16 protein-coding genes are annotated in these 16,980 nt (G+C 64.5%); 9 read left to right on the plus strand and 7 right to left on the minus strand.

Translation table 11 applies throughout. The features are described from left to right. The first annotated feature begins 107 nt into the window (after positions 1-107). Together argC and E5221_RS16480 are read left to right on the plus strand one after the other, a co-directional pair. On the plus strand, positions 108-1,049 hold the full coding sequence (gene argC / locus E5221_RS16475) for an N-acetyl-gamma-glutamyl-phosphate reductase (RefSeq protein ID WP_013973018.1): 942 nt from the start codon (positions 108-110) through the stop codon (positions 1,047-1,049). Positions 1,050-1,128: 79 nt separating this feature from the next. Beyond that, positions 1,129-1,815 carry a GNAT family N-acetyltransferase gene (locus E5221_RS16480; RefSeq protein WP_061551651.1) on the plus strand — a complete coding sequence of 229 codons (687 nt, stop codon included), beginning with the start codon at positions 1,129-1,131 and terminating at the stop codon, positions 1,813-1,815. 744 nt (positions 1,816-2,559) lie between these two features. Here the strand turns inward: E5221_RS16480 and E5221_RS16485 are convergent. The 5 genes from E5221_RS16485 to E5221_RS16505 all read right to left on the minus strand — a co-directional run bounded on the left by E5221_RS16485 (position 2,560) and on the right by E5221_RS16505 (position 7,049). Next, on the minus strand, positions 2,560-3,315 hold the full coding sequence (locus tag E5221_RS16485) for an ABC transporter permease (protein WP_247845995.1): 756 nt from the start codon (positions 3,313-3,315) through the stop codon (positions 2,560-2,562). Further along, positions 3,315-4,520, minus strand: a complete 1,206-nt coding sequence (locus E5221_RS16490) for an ABC transporter substrate-binding protein (RefSeq protein ID WP_003259241.1) — start codon at positions 4,518-4,520, stop codon at positions 3,315-3,317. Before E5221_RS16490 ends, E5221_RS16485 begins: the two co-directional genes overlap by 1 nt. Then, positions 4,507-5,328: an ABC transporter ATP-binding protein gene (locus tag E5221_RS16495; protein ID WP_247845996.1), complete on the minus strand. Its 822-nt coding sequence runs from the start codon at positions 5,326-5,328 to the stop codon at positions 4,507-4,509. The genes E5221_RS16490 and E5221_RS16495 overlap by 14 nt, the downstream gene beginning before the upstream one ends. Beyond that, complete coding sequence (locus E5221_RS16500) at positions 5,325-6,389, minus strand: acyl-CoA dehydrogenase family protein (RefSeq protein ID WP_182329479.1); 1,065 nt, start codon at positions 6,387-6,389, stop codon at positions 5,325-5,327. Before E5221_RS16500 ends, E5221_RS16495 begins: the two co-directional genes overlap by 4 nt. A gap of 99 nt (positions 6,390-6,488) precedes the next feature. Then, complete coding sequence (locus tag E5221_RS16505; protein WP_003259243.1) at positions 6,489-7,049, minus strand: carboxymuconolactone decarboxylase family protein; 561 nt, start codon at positions 7,047-7,049, stop codon at positions 6,489-6,491. A gap of 102 nt (positions 7,050-7,151) precedes the next feature. Here E5221_RS16505 and E5221_RS16510 point away from each other — a divergent pair, with 102 nt between their 5' ends. Then, entirely contained in the window at positions 7,152-8,063 is a 912-nt protein-coding gene (locus tag E5221_RS16510; protein WP_061551656.1) for an AraC family transcriptional regulator, read from the plus strand. A 118-nt stretch (positions 8,064-8,181) separates the two neighbouring features. On the opposite strand, the gene E5221_RS16515 is transcribed toward E5221_RS16510, so the two are convergent. Then, complete coding sequence (locus tag E5221_RS16515) at positions 8,182-8,721, minus strand: Rrf2 family transcriptional regulator (protein WP_003259245.1); 540 nt, start codon at positions 8,719-8,721, stop codon at positions 8,182-8,184. A 258-nt stretch (positions 8,722-8,979) separates the two neighbouring features. Between E5221_RS16515 and E5221_RS16520 the strand changes: the two genes are divergently transcribed. Next, positions 8,980-10,182, plus strand: coding sequence for an FAD-dependent oxidoreductase (locus E5221_RS16520; RefSeq protein WP_247845997.1), 1,203 nt, complete (start codon positions 8,980-8,982; stop codon positions 10,180-10,182). Between the two features lie 153 nt (positions 10,183-10,335). Here E5221_RS16520 and E5221_RS16525 read toward each other — a convergent pair whose 3' ends face one another. Then, on the minus strand, positions 10,336-11,742 hold the full coding sequence (locus tag E5221_RS16525) for a cytosine permease (RefSeq protein WP_247845998.1): 1,407 nt from the start codon (positions 11,740-11,742) through the stop codon (positions 10,336-10,338). Positions 11,743-12,059: 317 nt separating this feature from the next. Between E5221_RS16525 and E5221_RS16530 the strand changes: the two genes are divergently transcribed. The 5 genes from E5221_RS16530 (at position 12,060) to E5221_RS16550 (ending at position 16,973) form a co-directional block, all read left to right on the plus strand. After that, complete coding sequence (locus tag E5221_RS16530; protein ID WP_003259250.1) at positions 12,060-12,545, plus strand: flavin reductase family protein; 486 nt, start codon at positions 12,060-12,062, stop codon at positions 12,543-12,545. A gap of 75 nt (positions 12,546-12,620) precedes the next feature. After that, positions 12,621-13,661, plus strand: a complete 1,041-nt coding sequence (locus tag E5221_RS16535) for an LLM class flavin-dependent oxidoreductase (protein WP_054572566.1) — start codon at positions 12,621-12,623, stop codon at positions 13,659-13,661. A 335-nt stretch (positions 13,662-13,996) separates the two neighbouring features. Next, positions 13,997-14,593, plus strand: a complete 597-nt coding sequence (locus E5221_RS16540) for an amino acid synthesis family protein (RefSeq protein ID WP_003258678.1) — start codon at positions 13,997-13,999, stop codon at positions 14,591-14,593. Between the two features lie 68 nt (positions 14,594-14,661). After that, positions 14,662-15,495 carry an alpha/beta fold hydrolase gene (locus E5221_RS16545; protein ID WP_013973028.1) on the plus strand — a complete coding sequence of 278 codons (834 nt, stop codon included), beginning with the start codon at positions 14,662-14,664 and terminating at the stop codon, positions 15,493-15,495. Continuing rightward, positions 15,492-16,973, plus strand: a complete 1,482-nt coding sequence (locus E5221_RS16550) for an aldehyde dehydrogenase (protein ID WP_024087305.1) — start codon at positions 15,492-15,494, stop codon at positions 16,971-16,973. The genes E5221_RS16545 and E5221_RS16550 overlap by 4 nt, the downstream gene beginning before the upstream one ends. Positions 16,974-16,980: the final 7 nt, after the last annotated feature.

Consider the following 16,980-nt stretch of genomic DNA (forward strand, 5'->3'; position numbering starts at 1 on the left):
GGCCAATCTCGTTCAGAAAGGATGAATATATCGATCATCATATTCAAATTTTCTTTACCAGAGCCACAAGCGAGCATAGGCCATCCCTACCCGACCGGACTTTGACCATGCACACACCTGTTGTCTTCATCGACGGTGACCAAGGCACCACCGGCCTGCAGATCCATGCCCGGCTGCAAGGCCGCAGCGATCTGCGCCTGCTGACCCTGCCCGAAGCCGAACGCAAAGACCCGCAACGCCGCCGCGAGGCAATCAACAGCGCCGACATCGCCCTGCTGTGCCTGCCCGACGATGCCGCCCGCGAGGCCGTGGCGGCGATCCACAACCCGCAAGTGCGGGTGATCGACGCAAGCTCCGCGCACCGCACCAGCCCAGGCTGGGTCTATGGCCTGCCGGAGCTCGACGAGCAGCAAGCCGAGCGCATCGCGCACAGCAAGCGCGTCAGCAACCCCGGCTGCTACCCCACCGGCGCCATCGCCCTGTTGCGCCCACTGGTCAAGGCCGGCCTGCTGCCAGCGGACTACCCGCTGAACATCCACGCCATCTCCGGCTATTCCGGTGGTGGCCGCGCCGCAGTCGAACGGCATGAACAGCCCGCCGCCGGCAAAACCCCGGCCCTGCAACTGTACGGCCTGGAACTGGCGCACAAGCATGTGCCGGAAATCCAGCAGCACGCCGGGCTGTCGGCGCGGCCGATGTTCATGCCCGGTTACGGTGCCTACCGCCAGGGCATCGTGCTGAGCATCCCGCTGCAGTTGCGCCTGCTGCCCGGCCAGGTCAGTGCCGAACAGCTGCAGGCCTGCCTGCAGCAGCACTACCAGGGTGCCCGCCACGTCCAGCTGATGCCCCTGCACCAGCACGGCGCGGCGCCGAACCTCGACCCCGAGGCGTTGAACGACAGCAACGACCTGCGCCTGGCGCTTTACGCCAACCCTGAGCATGGCCAGGTGCTGCTGACCGCAGTGTTCGACAACCTCGGCAAAGGTGCCTCCGGTGCGGCGGTGCAGAACCTCGACCTGATGCTCGGTGCATTGCAGGTACAAGGCTGATCGGCAAAACCGGTTAGACTGTACAGCCCGCGCCCGCATGGCGCGGGCCGTCCATCTACCCGCCGGAGCCCGCCCCCCGATGTTCATCCTGAGCCGCCTCGACAGCGTGCCGCCTGAATCCTTCCAGAACCAGATCCGCGAACTGGTGATCCACCACGTCGGCGAACTGAGCAGTGTCGCCATCAGCGCCGACAACCCGCTGTACCCGCTGTACCAATACGGCGTCGGCATGGAGGTGCACCAGTACCTGCAAGCACTGGACGGCACCCGCGGCCTGGCCGTGACGCTGACCCTGGCGCTGGATGCCGAAGAGCCGGACCAATTGCTGGGGTTTGCCCTGTCGCTGCCGGCCGAGGACGATGAACAGGCGTGCGCCCTGGCGTTCCTGGCCGTGCGCGCCAGCCATCGACGCCAAGGCATCGCCCGCGCCCTGCTGGGCGACCTGCAGGCACGCCATGCCTGCGTCGAGCTGAATGCGTTTGCCAGCCAGGTACCGTGGTTCGAGGCGATGGGCATGCAGGTGGTGGCCGCCAATGGGCCGCAGGTACTGATGAGCAGTACCGGGCGGGCTAGCGGCGCGCTGATCGGGCGACTGGATATTGCGCCGATCTACCAGACGGCGGAAGTAATGCAGATCCATACCTACCTGCTCAACCAGCAGGGTGAGGATGCGATGATCGAAGCGGAACAGATGCGGGATGAGCGCCTGGACGAACTGACCGCTCAGGCCCGGGAGTGTGTACGGCAGCGCAAGACCGTGCATTGATCCAAGGGCCTGTGGGAGATTGCCCAGCCCTTTGGGCTGCGCTGTCGCACAGATAACTGAATTCGCAAGCGATCCTCGTACCCTGTGGGAGCGGCTTTAGCCGCGAAGAATCCAACGCGGTGCATGGCACCGGCTGCGCCGGTGTTCGCGGCTAAAGCCGCTCCCACAGGGTCCCTGCTAATTCAATGAGTTATGTGCAGTTCTATGAGAGGCCCGGGAGTGTGTACGGCAGCGCAAGACCGTGCATTGACCCAAGGACCTGTGGGAGATTGCCCAGCCCTTTGGGCTGCGCTGTCGCACAGATAACTGAATTCGCAAGCGATCCTCGTACCCTGTGGGAGCGGCTTTAGCCGCGAAGAATCCAACGCGGTGCATGGCACCGGCTGCGCCGGTGTTCGCGGCTAAAGCCGCTCCCACAGGGTCCCTGCTAATTCAATGAGTTATGTGCAGTTCTATGAGAGGCCCGGGAGTGTGTACGGCAGCGCAAGACCGTGCATTGACCCAAGGACCTGTGGGAGATTGCCCAGCCCTTTGGGCTGCGCTGTCGCACAGATAACTGAATTCGCAAGCGATCCTCGTACCCTGTGGGAGCGGCTTTAGCCGCGAAGAATCCAACGCGGTGCATGGCACCGGCTGCGCCGGTGTTCGCGGCTAAAGCCGCTCCCACAGGGTCCCTGCTAATTCAATGAGTTATGTGCAGTTCTATGAGAGCGGGTTTACCCGCGAAGAAGCCACACTGGCCTGTCAGCCATGCACCCAGCGCCGATGCAGCCCACGCGCCAGGGCATCCAGCACAAACCCCAGCACCCCGATCAGCAGTACCATCGCCATCAGCTCGGAATACGCCAACCGGTCGCGGGTATCGAGAATGAAGTACCCCAGCCCCGCACTGACCCCGAGCATTTCGCACGGCACCAGCACGATCCACAGGATACCGATGGCCAGGCGCACGCCGGTCAGCACATGGCCGATCACCCCCGGCACGATCACCTTGCACAAAGTTTCCCGGCGCGTGGCACTCAAACTGCGGCTCAACTGCAACCAGCGCGGGTCCAGCTGCCTTACCCCGGCCGCCGTGTTCAACAAGATCGGCCACAATGCAGCAAACGCCAGCAGGAAGTAGACAGGCTGGTCCCCCACGCCCATCAGCATCACCACCACCGGCATCCACGACAGCGGCGAGATCATGCGCAGGAACTGGAACGCCGGTGTGGTCGCCGCCTCCAGGTGCCGGTAGCTGCCCACCAGCAAGCCCAGCGGCACGCCGATCAGCAGCGCCAGCAGCAGCCCGACCAGGATACGTTTGAGGCTGACCCAGATATGCCCGTACACCTCGCCCTGCCCCAGCAACTCGACCAGGCTGGCCAGGGTCGCTGCCGGCGAAAAGCGCGCCGAAAGCACATCGGCCTGGCCGAACAGCGCGACACCGGCCCACCACAACAGCAACAGACCCAGCAACCCTGCCAGCCCCAGGGCGGCATGAACGACATGCGTGCGCATCAGACCGCGAACTCCTCGCTACGCTCGAAGTTATCGGCGATGCCGAACACCGACGGCCCGCCAACGGTAGCAATGGCGTTGCGCACGAAGCGGTCGTCGACCAGGTCGCGGGCGGTCTGTGCAGGGTCAAGGCCGGCCAGGAACGCGCTGTCGCCCTCGATCAGGGTGGTTTTCAGGCGCTTGACCAGTTCTTCGGTGTAGCTGGGGAACGGGTAAGGCTGGAAATCGATGCGCTTTTCGTCCCACTGCTGGTGGCGAATGGCGCCACTGGCAATGTAACCGGCACGGTCCTCGGCGGCCGGGGCCAGCACTTTGCCGAGCACCGCTGGTTCATGCGGGGTGTACTTGTTGGGGCCGGCCTTGGACAACAGTGCGGCGGCCTCGGCGCGGTGGTCACGGGTCCAGTGCTGGGCCTTGACGATGGCGTTGACCACCTTCTGCGACCACTCCGGGCGGTTGTTCAGGTCGTGCTCGTGCATGAACACCACGCAGCAGGCGTGGTTGCGCCACACATCGCCGGTAAAGCGCTGCACGCGGCCAACCTTGAGGTTCTCGGCCAGGGCGTTGAAGGGCTCGGCGACGATATAGCCAGCGATGCGCTTGCTGGCCAGTGCAGGCGGCATGTCGGACGGCGGCAGCACCAGCAGGTTGACTTCGTTGCCGGCCAGTGGCGCATTGGCCGGCTTCGACACCGGGGTCAGGCCGTTGTCGTCGAGCATCTGTTGCAGCACCACGTTGTGGATCGAGTACCAGAACGGGATGGCCACGGTCTTGCCGCCCAGCTGTTTCATGTCGCTGATGTCCGGGGCCACGGTCAGGCCCGAACCACCCACGTGATTCCAGGCCACCACCTTGGCCGGCACCTTGCTGGCGTAGCGGGCCCATACGGTCATCGGCGACAGCAGGTGGATGACGTTGACCTGGCCGGAGATGAACGCCTCGATCACCTGCGCCCAGCTGCGCAGCAGCACCGGGCGCTCGGCCTTGATGCCTTCGGCCTCGAACAGGCCGTTGTTGTGTGCCACCAGCAGCGGCGTGGCGTCGGTGATCGGCAGGTAGCCGATACGCACCGGCGCGTCCGGCTCGGCGGCGGCCCGGGCCTGCAGGCTCGACAGCAACGGCAGTGCTCCGGCGGCCGTGAGCATGGCGCCGAGCTTGAGGAAATCGCGACGCGAAGAAGAGGAACAGCAGTCATCCATGCACATGGACAGCCTCCGAGGGCAATGGGGTTGGGGTAGGTTCGACTGTGCGGCTTGCCTGCCGAAGGGTTTTGAGGATTTCGATGCGCAAGGCGCCCAGTTCCTCGACCCGCTGCGTCCGTGGTTGCGGCAGGTCGATGTGCCACTGGCCGAGGGTGTGCGCTGGGTGGTTGCCCAGTAGCAGGACCCGGTCGGACAGCAGCAGGGCTTCGTCGATATCGTGGGTGATCAGCACCGCCGCCGTGTTGTGGGTGGCGATCAGTTGCAGCAGCAGTTGCTGCATGTCGGCCCGGGTCACTTCATCCAGCGCGCCGAACGGCTCGTCGAGCAACAGCACTTCGGGCTGGCGGGCCAGGCAGCGAGCCAGCGCGGTGCGCTGGGCCATGCCGCCGGACAACTGCGCCGGGTACTGGCCACGGGCATGGGCCAGGCCCACGGCGGCAATCGCATGGTCGATGCGTGCGCGCCGTTCGGCGGCGGCAAGTTTTGTCTGGCGGGCGAAGTCCAGGCCGAAGGCAACGTTCTTCTCCAGGCTCAACCAGGGCAACAGGCTCGGGTCCTGGAAGGCCACCGCCAGGCGTGGGTGCGGGCCCTGCAGCGGCTGGCCGTGCAGGGTCACGCTGCCACCGCGGGGCTGCTGCAGGCCCGCCAGCACCCGCAGCAAGCTGGACTTGCCGACCCCGCTGGGGCCGAGGATGGTCACCACTTCGCCGGGGGTCAGCTGCAGGTCGAACTGCGCCAGCACCGCTTGCCAGCCACCCTCGCGCGGGTAGCCCAGGCTGATGTCACGGGCTTCGAGCAACATTTTGCTCATGCCGCGCCCGCCTGACGTTGCAGTTCGGCGCGCAGTTGCACCAGGCTGGGCGTGACGATCGGCACGAAGGCCGACTCGCGCCAGCGGCGGGCAAAGCCTTCACCGTACTCGCTGAGGTAGGCCTTGCCACCACTGGCCTGCAACTCCAGCTGTACGGCGTCGGCAGCGCTTTCGGCCAGGGTGATGCGCAGCTTGAACAAGGCTGCCGGCTGCTGCTGGAAGCGGCCATCGAGCAGGCCCTGGTTGAGCTCGTTCACGGTGTTTTCCAGGCGCTCGCTGAGCACCTGACGTGCTTCGTCGAGGAACGAGGCACGGCCATGCAGGTGAGCCTGCACTTCCGCCAGCGCCCGCCGCGCCAGGCCAATAGCCATGCCGCACTGCAACGCCAGGAACGCCGGGCGTACCCGGGGCAGGAACTCACGGGCATTTTCGTGCAGCAACCAGCCACGCTGCAATTGCACCTGGTGGAAGGCCAGTGCCGCGGTGTTGCTCGACTGCAGGCCCATCAGTTGCAGGTCGTCGGAGCGCTCCAGGCCCTGCGCGTCGGACGGGATGGCCAGCACGAACGGTGCACCACCGGCTTCGTCTTCGATAGCCGCAGCCACCACGAAGCCACTCTTGCGCAGGTTGGTCACCCAGTGCAGGCGCCCTTCCAGCTGCCAGCCATCGGCTTGCGGGCGCCCGCGCACCTGCAGCGCTTCGATGCCGGACAGGAACTTCATGGCGTTGGACAGCCCGGTGGCGCCGGCCAGTTCGCCAGTCAGCAGGCGCGGCAACAGGTGCTCGCGCAGGGGCTGGTTGGGGCTGTGCAACAGGTATTCGATGAAAGCGCGCTGGCCCCAGCAGACGAACGCCGCTGCCAGCGAGCGGCTGGCGATTGCGGCGATGGCCTCGACCGCGTCGGTCACCTGCCCGCCCGTGCCGCCCTGGGCGGGGTCGACACCGACGCGCAGCAGCTGCGACTCGGCGATTTGCGCCAGCACCAGCTGCGGCTCGCACTGGCCCCGGTCAATGGCCTCGGCATTGGCATCCAGCCAGTGTCGAAATGCACAATCTTGCATGGTCTTGCTCCTTTGAAAACGCCGGGGCCGCTTGGCGGCCCATTCGCGGCACAGGGCCGCTCCTACAACGATCGCGGTACGACCGGTGTCACGCGCGGATCATGCAGAAGGTTGCCAGCGGTACTTGCCGAGCTCGTCATTGAGCGGCGTCTGGGCGAACACATTAGCAAAGTTGCACAGGGTTGCGAGGCTCACGCCCAGAATCACCTCCAGGGCGTTGCCTTCGCTGAAACCGGCTGCGCGGAAGGCCTGGTAAGTGGCCTCGCTGACATTGCCGCGGGTGGCGATTACTTCGCGGGCGAACGCGGCCAGGGTTTCATACCGGGCATCGGGCAGCTCGCCACGGGCACGCAGGGCATCGACCACTTCCTGCGGCAGCTTGGCCTTGTTCAGGGCCACGGCCGTGTGGCCAGCCACGCAGAAGTCGCAGCCATGCTGGGTGGCGGCAATCAGCTGCACCACTTCACGCTCGGCCAGGCTCAGTTCGGCTTTGCCGTTGAGTGCAGAAACGGTCACGTAGGTTTCCAGCGCAGCCGGGGCATTGGCCAGTACGCCCAGCAGGTTGGGGATGAAGCCGGAATTCTTCTGGGCGTTCTCGAGGAACGGACGGGCCGCTTCCGGGGCGCTCTGCAGCGTGTGTAAAGTAATGCGCGAGGACATGGAGTGGTCTCCTTTGATGAGTGTCACTACAGTCTGTTGGTTATAAGAACTACCCTCCATATTCATCAGTCGCCTTTCCTTGCTCTTGAGTCTTTGCATTAGATGATTTCGTCCAGCCACCTTGTCGATTGGTTATTAGAGGGCCTGGAGCTCGATGCCAGCCTGTTCCATGTGGGCCGCTACTGCGGCGGCTGGCACGCCAGCACCGAAGGCATGGGCCGGGCCAGCTTCCACCTGGTGGTGCAAGGGCATTGCTGGCTGCACATCGATGGCCAGCCCGAGGCACTGCGCCTGGAGGCGGGCGATGCGGTGTTCCTGCTGCGCGACCTCGGCTATCGCCTGGCCAGCGACCAGGACCCGGCCAGTGCCTGCGCCCAGCCACGCCAGCACATGCAGCACATGGACGCCGATGCGGTCGATGGCGTGGGCCTGGTATGTGGTTTCTTCCACTTCAGGCCGGGGTTGTCGGCGCTGATCGTCGACGGCCTGGCCGACTGGATATTGCTGCGCGCCGATGAACCGGCCGGGCATGCGGCGCGGGCGTTGTTCGAGCTGATCCTGGAGGAGTGCCGGCGCGCCGCCGGGCCGTCGCAGACGTTGCTGGAGCGGCTGACGCACTTGCTGTTCCTGTATGTGCTACGCCAGCAGGTGCATGCCGGGCAGACGCTGGGCGGGCTGGTCGCCCTCGCCCGGCAACCGGCGTTTGCCGGTTTGCTGGAGCAGTTGATCGAGCAACCGGGGCAAGCGTGGACGCTGGAAAGCATGGCCGCCTGTACCGGGTTGTCGCGGTCGGCGTTTTTCAAGCGTTTCAATGAACTGGCCGGACAGTCGCCGGGGCAAGTACTGCTGGCGCTGCGCATGCGCCTTGCAAGCCAGTTGCTGCGGGCGGGGCATACCGTGGAGCAGGTGGGGGCACAGGTGGGGTATCAGTCAGTGGCGGCGTTTACCCGGGCGTTTGCCAAGGCGGTGGGGGTGCAGCCGGGGGCGTATCGGCGGCAGCATGAGGGGCGTTAGCCTGCACTGGCCTCTTTGCGGGTAAACCCGCTCCCACAGGGATATCAGAATCTCTGGAACTTGTGAGGTACCTGTGGGAGCGGGTTTACCCGCGAAGAGGCCGGTGCAGGCAGCAGATTCAGACCTGACTGACCGGAATATCCCCTGCCCCTTTGCCCTCCCGCCGCTCACCCATCCAGGCATTGACCTTCTGCCCGAACTCGGCCGGCGCCTTGCGCCCGAACCGCCGCGCCAGATCAAGGATGGTCTGCTGCGCCAGGGCCTCTTCCATGCGCTTCTGCGCACCCAGCATCACCGCGTGGATCGCGCAGGTGCCCTCGGTCGCCCAACCCGGCGGCGAACCCTCGAACAGGCTGCAACGCTCGCGAACTTCGCGGCAGTCGAAGATCTTCTTCGGCCCGTCGATGGCATTGACGATATCCAGCACGGTGATTTCATCCGACGGCCGCGCCAGCCGGAAGCCGCCACGCACGCCCTCGGTGGCGGCCACCAGACCGGCACGGGCCAGCTTGGTGAATACCTTGGCCAGGTACTCCTGGGGTACACCCTGCAACTCCGCCAGGTCGCGCACGCTGGACTCGCGCGAGTCGCCCCGCTCGTCCACCAGGAACAGCAGGCAATGGATACCGTATTCGACGCCAGCACTGTAGAGCGACATATCTATCTCCGACCAATCTTGTCGCAAATAATACGCCTATAGCATCCGCACCGCAAAGCGCAAAGCTGCCGTCTGTCGGCCTTGTTTATCCCTTAAGCCCAGTAAATACAGCTATTCGAGCCGTGAAATGGTCATGCGGAGTGTCGGCATGTGGGAAAAAAGACTTGCACGCACTAACTACGATCAATACAGTCGTAGTTATTCGAGAGGTACACAACCCGCCCTCGAAGCCCCTTTCGAACCTTGCGGAGCACCTTCATGAAATCGAACATCCTCATCATCGGTGCCGGCTTTGCCGGTGTATGGAGCGCCCTGAGCGCTGCGCGCCTGCTCGATCAGGCCCAGCGCGCCGACATCAACGTCAGCGTCCTCGCTCCACAGCCTGAACTGCGCATCCGCCCGCGCTTCTACGAGGCCGACGTGCACGGCATGAAGGCCCCGCTGGGCGAGCTGTTCGATGCAGTGGGCATTCATTTCATCCCGGGCAACGCCGACAGCATCGATACCGAAGGGCGCAGCGTCAGCTACACCGACGCCCACGGGCACCGGCAACAGATCGCCTACGACCGCCTGATCCTCGCCGCCGGCAGCCAGGTCGCACGCCCGGCAGTGCCTGGCTTGGCCGAACATGCATTCGATGTCGACCAGATGGAATCGGCCATGCGCCTGGAACAGCACCTGGTCGGTCTGGCCACCCTGCCAGCTTCGCCTGCACGCAACACTGTGGTGGTCTGTGGCGGTGGCTTCACGGGTATTGAAACCGCCACGGAAATGCCTGCCCGCCTGCGTGCCATCCTCGGTGCCAGTGCAGCGGTGCGGGTGGTGGTGGTCGACCGCGGTGCGCAAGTTGGTGCGGCGCTGGGCGCCGGTATCACGCCGTCGATCATCGCCGCCTGCGAACAGGTCGGGGTCGAGTGGAAGGCCGGGGCCTCGGTAGTGGCTGTCGATGCCGGTGGCGTTACCCTGGACAACGGCGACCATATCGCCAGCAACACCGTGATCTGGACCGTTGGCGTGAAGGCCAGCCCGTTGACCGCACAGGTTGCCGGCGAGCGTGACCACTTCGGCCGGCTGAAAGTGGACGGCCACCTGAAGGTGCTCGGCCAGGACCATGTGTACGCCACGGGCGACACCGCCTGGGCCGCTGTGGACGAGCTGGGCAACCACGCCCTGATGACCTGCCAGCACGCCATCCCCATGGGCCGCCACTCCGGCAACAACGCCGCGGCCGACCTGCTCGGCCAGCAGCCGGTGGTGTACCGCCAGCCAAAGTACGTCACCTGCCTGGACCTGGGCGAATGGGGCGCGACGTTCAGCGAGGGTTGGGAGCGCGAACTGAAGCTGCACGGCCAGGAAGGCAAAGACCTCAAGCGCCAGATCAACTCGGTGTGGATCTACCCGCCAGCGGCTGATCGCGCCCTGGCACTGGCCGCTGCCGACCCGCTGATCGCGATCGTCTGACCGCAGCGAGGTGCGAGCTGAAATAACTGGGGCCGCGTTGCGGCCCATTCGCAGCGCAAGGCTGCTCCTACATGCAACGCGATTCCTTTGTAGGAGCAGCCTTGCGCTGCGAATGGGCTGCAACGCAGCCCCTGTTACAGCAACGCCAATCTATCAGTCATTCACAGTCACAACCCGCCCCGCCTTCTCGGCAGCCTTGCCCCGGGTCGCCAGGCAGTAATACAGCGGCACCGTCACCAGCAAGCCGAACAGCCACGACAGATCAGCCCCTTCGACGATATTGGAATACGGCCCCACATACAGCGACGTGTTGGCAAACGGCAACTGCACCAGGATGCCGCAGGCATAGGCAATGATCGCGTGGTGGTTGAAGCGGCCATAGATGCCGCCGTCAGCACTGAAGATCGAGGCGATGTCGTACTGGCCCTTCTTGATCAGGTAGAAGTCGATCAGGTTGATCGACGCCCACGGCACCAGCACCAGCAGCAGTGCCAGGATCAGGCCGATGAACTGGCCGATGAAGTCCGCCGAGGCATTCAGCGCTACCAGGCCGCAGCCCACCAGAATCACCGAAGCCAGCACCACCCGCACCTTGATGCTCGGCGTCCACTCGGCGACGAAGGTCTGGATCGCGGTGACGATCGACAGCACCGCGCCATACAGGTTGAGGGCGTTGTGGCTGATGATGTTGAGCAGGAACAGCACCATCAGGATCGGGCCCAGCCAGCCGGTGGCCTGCTTGACCGCATCCATTGCATCGGTGCCTTCCGGCACGCAAAGCACCGCCACCGCACCAAAGCTGAAGCACAGGATAGTGCCCAGGGTAGCGCCGAAGTAGGTGGCCCAGAACGGCTTGGCAATGCCCACTTCACGCGGCAGGTAGCGCGAATAGTCGGAGGTATACGGCGAGAAGCTGATCTGCCAGATGGTGCCCAGCGACACGGTGGCGATGAAGCCCGACAGGTTGAACGCGCCACGGCTGATGAAGTCGGCCGGCAGTTCCTGGGCGAACATCATGATGAAGCCGGCCAGCAGCGCCGAACCCATCACCCAGGTACCGATGCGGTTGAGGATGTGAATGAAACGGTAGCCGATCACGCCAATGGCGGTGGCACTCAGCGCACCGATCACGATCGCGCCGGGCATCGGCACGCTCGGGGTGATGCCGTGGATGGTCTTGCCCGCCAGGACGATGTTGGAAATGAAGAAGCCGACATAGATCAGCGCGGTGAAGAACACGATCAGCAAGGCGCCGTAGCGGCCGAACTGGCCACGGCTCTGCACCATTTGCGGAATGCCCAGCTGCGGTCCCTGCGCAGAGGCAAGGGCAATGACCACGCCCCCGACCAGATGGCCCAGCACGATGGCGACCAGCCCCCATAACAGGTTCAGGTGGAATACCTGGACCACCATGGCGCCGGTGACGATGGGCAGTGGCGCGATGTTGGTACTGAACCAGAGGGTGAACAGGTCGCGCGCCTTCCCGTGGCGCTCGGCAGGTGGAACGTAATCGACCGTGTGATTCTCGACAAACTGGTGTTGCGACGACGGTTGGGACATAGGATTTCAGCTCGAAAGGTCGTTTTTATCTTTGTAAGGAAACCGCATCTAGGCGGCCTCTCAGCTGCGGACCATATTATGGTATTCCAAACTTTTACAACACTGATCCGTAGGAAAAAACGCCCACTGATCCGCTCGCGCAACCCCTGCGGCAAACAGCCTCACCGCTCAAGCCCACGGTATACGCGGGCTTGAGCCGTTCATCGCGCAACACCCCTGCTTGAAAATTCCGCTTGCAAAATAGGTATTACGGTATACCATCAGACACATCAACGATAAAAACCGCGGACCACCGCAGCCCTATAGAGGTACACCAGATGATCGACGCAACCGTCTACAAGCATGTCCTGGGCTCCTTCCCGTCCGGCGTTACCGTCATCACCACCCTGGACGACGATGGCTCGGTCGTCGGCCTGACCGCCAGCGCCTTCTCCTCCCTGTCGATGGACCCGCCGCTGGTGCTGTTTTGCCCCAACTACACCTCCGACTCCTACCCCGTGCTGATCAGGCAGAAGCGCTTCGCCATTCATCTGTTGTCCGGTGAACAGCAGGCCGAAGCCTATGCGTTCGCCAAGAAGGGCAAGGACAAGGCCAGCGGTATCGAGTGGTCCCTGAGCGAACTGGGCAACCCGATCTTGGCCGGTGCCACCGCAGTCATCGAATGCGAACTGTGGCGCGAATACGAAGGTGGCGACCACGCCATCATGGTCGGCAAGGTGCACAACCTGATCGTCCCTGAAGAGGCGCCACGGCCGATGGTGTACTGCCGCGGCAAGATGGCCAGCCTGCCGGCCTTTGCCTGAAGCCTATTCTGAATCGAGACCGCTGGTGCCAACCCTGCCAGGCGCCAGCCCCTTTCAAGCGTTGAGGAAAGCCCCATGAAATTTTCGTTGTTCGTGCACATGGAACGTTGGGATGAACAGGTCAGCCACCGCCAGCTGTTCGAAGACCTGACCGAACTGACCCTGATGGCCGAGCACGGCGGTTTCAGCACCGTGTGGATCGGCGAACACCACGCCATGGAATACACCATTTCGCCAAGCCCGATGCCGCTGCTGGCCTACCTGGCTGCGCGCACCGACAAGATCCGCCTGGGCGCCGGCACCATCATCGCGCCGTTCTGGAACCCGATCCGCGTGGCGGGCGAATGCGCCCTGCTCGACGTGATCAGCAAGGGCCGCATGGAGGTGGGCCTGGCCCGTGGCGCCTACCAGTTCGAATTCGACCGCATGGCAGGTGGCATGCCGGCCACCGACGGCGGCAAGGCTCTGCGTGAAATGGTGCCGGTGGTGCGCAAGCTGTGGGAAGGCGACTACGCCCATGACGGCGAAGTGTACAAGTTCCCCACGTCCACCAGCGTGCCGAAGCCCTACAACGCCGTACCGCCGATGTGGATCGCCGCCCGCGACCCGGACTCGCACAACTTCGCCGTGGCCAATGGTTGCAACGTCATGGTCACCCCGCTGATGAAGGGTGACGAGGAAGTGCTGGACCTGAAGAACAAGTTCCAGGCCGCCCTGGACAACAACCCGGGCGTGCCACGCCCGCAACTGATGGTGCTGCGCCACACCCACGTGCACAGCCCGGCCGAGCCGGAAGGCTGGAAAGTTGGCGCCCAGGCCATCTCGCGCTTCTACCGCACCTTCGATGCCTGGTTCGGCAACAAGACCACCCCGGTCAACGGCTTCCTAGAGCCGAGCCCGGAATCGAAGTTCGCCGAAGTGCCGGCGTTCGAGCTGGAGAACATCCGCAAGAACACCATGATCGGCACGCCGGAAGAGATCATCGCGCGTATCAAGTACTACCAGGAACTCGGCGTCGACGAGTTCAGCTTCTGGTGCGACAACAGCCTGCCCCACGCCGAGAAGAAGAAATCGCTGGAGCTGTTCATCAAGGAAGTGGTGCCGGCGTTCGCCTGAATTCCCATTGCCTGAAACATTGCGGGACGCGCCCGCTCACGTGGGCCCCTGTGGCCCGCGTGAGCGGGCTTTTTTTTGGGGATTGATCCGTTGCCTGTACCGGCCTCTTCGCGGGTGAACCCGCTCCCACAGGTATGGCGCAGACCATGAACCCTGTGGGGTACCTGTGGGAGCGGGTTCACCCGCGAAGAGGCCGGTACAGAACGCCACAAAAACCCCGATACACAGCGCCTTTCGTCCCCTCGCAAGAGAAATTTCCAGCCACCTCTTGCACAACAAATATTATGGTATACCATCAGACAACAAGAGCTGATAACCCTCACCAGGAGCCACCCATGAGTTTCGAAATCCGCAAGATCGTCACCTACTCCGAAGAGACCCGCATCGAAGGCGGCAAGGCCACCGACAAACCGGTGACCATGGTCGGCCTGGCCGTCGTGATCAAGAACCCATGGGCCGGTCGCGGTTTCGTTGAAGATCTGAAGCCGGAAATCCGTGCCAACTGCTCGGACCTGGGTGCCCTGATGGTCGAGCGCCTGACTGCCGCCATCGGCGGCGCCGACAAGATCGAAGCCTACGGCAAGGCCGCAGTCGTCGGTGCCGACGGCGAAATCGAACACGCCTCGGCGGTGATCCACACCCTGCGCTTCGGCAACCACTACCGTGAAGCGGTACAGGCCAAGAGCTACCTGAGCTTCACCAACAAGCGCGGCGGCCCGGGCACCTCGATCCAGATCCCGATGATGCAGAAGGACGACGAAGGCCTGCGTTCGCACTACATCACCCTGGAAATGCAGATCGAAGATGCCCCGCGTGCCGATGAGATCGTCGTGGTCCTGGGCGCCTCCGACGGTGGCCGCCTGCACCCGCGCATCGGCAACCGCTACATCGACCTGGAAGAACTGGCTGCCGAAAAAGCCAACGCTCAATAACAACAACCAAGACGGGCCGGGGCGTGGCGTGCTTACCCGCCGCGCCCGACCTTCAAGGAGCGCCCTCCATGATTCAGCCTGTCGCTGAACGCACACCCGCCGGCACCAGCTACCTGTCCGTCGGCCAGGGCCAACCCGTGGTACTGATCCACGGCGTGGGCCTGAACAAGGAAATGTGGGGCGGTCAGTTCGTTGGCCTGGCCAACGACTACCGCGTCATCGCCTACGACATGCTCGGCCACGGCCAGAGCGCGCTGCCAGCCGCCGACATCGGCCTGGAAGGTTATGCCGCGCAACTCGCCGAACTGCTCGACCACCTGCAGATCGCGCAAGCCACCGTGATCGGCTTTTCCATGGGCGGCCTGGTCGCCCGGGCGTTTGCCCTCGAATACCCACAGCGCCTGGCTGCACTGGTAGTGCTCAACAGCGTGTTCAACCGCACCCCCGAGCAGAGCGCCGGCGTTATCGCCCGCGCCGCCCAGGCTGCGCAGCTTGGCCCCGACGCCAACGTCGACGCCGCGCTCGACCGCTGGTTCAGCCGTGAATACAAGGCTGCCAACCCGGCGCAGGTCGCCGCCATTCGCCAGGTGCTGGCGAGCAACGACCCGCAGGGCTACCACACCACTTATTCGCTGTTCGCCACCCAGGACATGTACCGCGCCGCCGACCTGGCCAGCATCCAGGTGCCGACGCTGATCGCCACCGGCGAACTCGACTCGGGCTCCACCCCGGCCATGACCCGCCAGCTTGCTGCCAGCATTCCTGGCGCACACAGCGTGGTCCTCGCCGAGCAACGGCATATGATGCCGGTGGAAGCACCGCGTGAAGTCAACAAGATGCTGCTGGACTTCCTCGCGCAAGCCCGCACCCTCACCGAATCCGCCAAGGGGATTGTTGCATGACCCTCGTTCGTTTCCAGATGTGCATCGACGGCCAATGGCGCGATGCCCAGAGCGGCAAGACCTTCGACAGCCTCAACCCGGCCACCGCCCAGGCCTGGGCGCAACTGCCCGACGCCGACGAGGCCGATGTGGAGCTGGCCGTGCAGGCCGCCCAGCGCGCCTTCGACAGCAAGGAGTGGCGCAGCATCACCGCCACCGCGCGCGGCAAGCTGCTGCGTCGCCTGGGTGACCTGATTGCCGAAAACAAGGAACACCTGGCCCAGCTGGAAAGCCGTGACAACGGCAAGCTGATCCGCGAAACCCGCGGCCAGGTCGGCTACCTGCCAGAGTTCTTCCACTACACCGCAGGCCTTGCCGACAAGCTTGAAGGCGGCACCCTGCCGCTGGACAAGCCCGACCTGTTCGCCTACACCGTGCACGAGCCGATCGGCGTGGTGGCCGGGATCATCCCGTGGAACAGCCCGCTGTACCTCACCGCCATCAAGCTGGCCCCGGCCCTGGCCGCCGGCAACACCATCGTGCTCAAGCCGTCCGAGCACGCCTCGGCGACCATCCTCGAGCTGGCCCGCCTGGCCCTCGAGGCCGGCTTCCCGGCTGGTGTGGTCAACGTGGTCACCGGCTACGGTCCCAGCACCGGCGCGGCGCTGACCCGCCACCCGCTGGTGCGCAAGATCGCCTTCACCGGCGGCGCCGCCACCGCCCGCCACGTGGTGCGCAGCAGCGCCGAGAACTTCGCCAAGCTGTCGCTGGAGCTGGGCGGCAAGTCGCCGAACATCATCTTCGCCGATGCCGACCTGGACAGCGCCATCAACGGCGCCGTGGCAGGCATTTATGCCGCCTCCGGGCAAAGCTGCGTGGCCGGCTCGCGTCTGCTGGTGCAGGACGAGATCTTCGACGAGTTCGTCGAACGCCTGATCGCCCGCGCCAGGCGCATCCGCATCGGCAACCCGCAGGACGATGCCAGCGAAATGGGCCCCATGGCCACCGCGCAACAGCTGGCCGTGGTCGAAGGCCTGGTGGCCGCTGCCAAGGCCGAAGGCGCCAAGCTGCACATGGGCGGCAAGCGTGCCGAGGTCGAGGGTGACGGCTGGTTCTACGAGCCGACCCTGTTCGAGTGCGACAGCAACTCGATGACCATCATGCAGGAAGAGGTATTCGGCCCGGTTGCCGCGGTAATCCGCTTCAAGACCGAGGAAGAGGCCCTGGCCATCGCCAACGACTCGCAGTTCGGCCTGGCCGCCGGCATCTGGACCCGCGACCTGGGCCGTGCCCACCGCCTGGCCCGCGACGTGCGTTCGGGGATCATCTGGGTCAACACCTACCGTGCCGTGTCGGCCATGGCGCCGATCGGCGGGTTCAAGAACAGCGGCTACGGCCGTGAGAGCGGCATCGATTCGGTGCTGGCCTATACCGAGCTGAAGACGGTGTGGATCAACCTGTCCACGGCGCCGATGCCCGACCCGTTTGTGATGCGCTAAGAGGTAG

The sequence above is a fragment of the Pseudomonas sp. A2 genome (genome assembly GCF_023100865.1).
GTDB classification, from domain to species: domain Bacteria; phylum Pseudomonadota; class Gammaproteobacteria; order Pseudomonadales; family Pseudomonadaceae; genus Aquipseudomonas; species Aquipseudomonas asiatica.

Coding starts and splice junctions, on each gene's coding strand:
- argC (WP_013973018.1), top strand. CDS start 108: ATGCACACACCTGTTGTCTTCATCGACGGTGACCAAGGCACCACCGGC.
- E5221_RS16480 (WP_061551651.1), top strand. CDS start 1,129: ATGTTCATCCTGAGCCGCCTCGACAGCGTGCCGCCTGAATCCTTCCAG.
- E5221_RS16485 (WP_247845995.1), bottom strand. CDS start 3,315: ATGCGCACGCATGTCGTTCATGCCGCCCTGGGGCTGGCAGGGTTGCTG.
- E5221_RS16490 (WP_003259241.1), bottom strand. CDS start 4,520: ATGTGCATGGATGACTGCTGTTCCTCTTCTTCGCGTCGCGATTTCCTC.
- E5221_RS16495 (WP_247845996.1), bottom strand. CDS start 5,328: ATGAGCAAAATGTTGCTCGAAGCCCGTGACATCAGCCTGGGCTACCCG.
- E5221_RS16500 (WP_182329479.1), bottom strand. CDS start 6,389: ATGCAAGATTGTGCATTTCGACACTGGCTGGATGCCAATGCCGAGGCC.
- E5221_RS16505 (WP_003259243.1), bottom strand. CDS start 7,049: ATGTCCTCGCGCATTACTTTACACACGCTGCAGAGCGCCCCGGAAGCG.
- E5221_RS16510 (WP_061551656.1), top strand. CDS start 7,152: ATGATTTCGTCCAGCCACCTTGTCGATTGGTTATTAGAGGGCCTGGAG.
- E5221_RS16515 (WP_003259245.1), bottom strand. CDS start 8,721: ATGTCGCTCTACAGTGCTGGCGTCGAATACGGTATCCATTGCCTGCTG.
- E5221_RS16520 (WP_247845997.1), top strand. CDS start 8,980: ATGAAATCGAACATCCTCATCATCGGTGCCGGCTTTGCCGGTGTATGG.
- E5221_RS16525 (WP_247845998.1), bottom strand. CDS start 11,742: ATGTCCCAACCGTCGTCGCAACACCAGTTTGTCGAGAATCACACGGTC.
- E5221_RS16530 (WP_003259250.1), top strand. CDS start 12,060: ATGATCGACGCAACCGTCTACAAGCATGTCCTGGGCTCCTTCCCGTCC.
- E5221_RS16535 (WP_054572566.1), top strand. CDS start 12,621: ATGAAATTTTCGTTGTTCGTGCACATGGAACGTTGGGATGAACAGGTC.
- E5221_RS16540 (WP_003258678.1), top strand. CDS start 13,997: ATGAGTTTCGAAATCCGCAAGATCGTCACCTACTCCGAAGAGACCCGC.
- E5221_RS16545 (WP_013973028.1), top strand. CDS start 14,662: ATGATTCAGCCTGTCGCTGAACGCACACCCGCCGGCACCAGCTACCTG.
- E5221_RS16550 (WP_024087305.1), top strand. CDS start 15,492: ATGACCCTCGTTCGTTTCCAGATGTGCATCGACGGCCAATGGCGCGAT.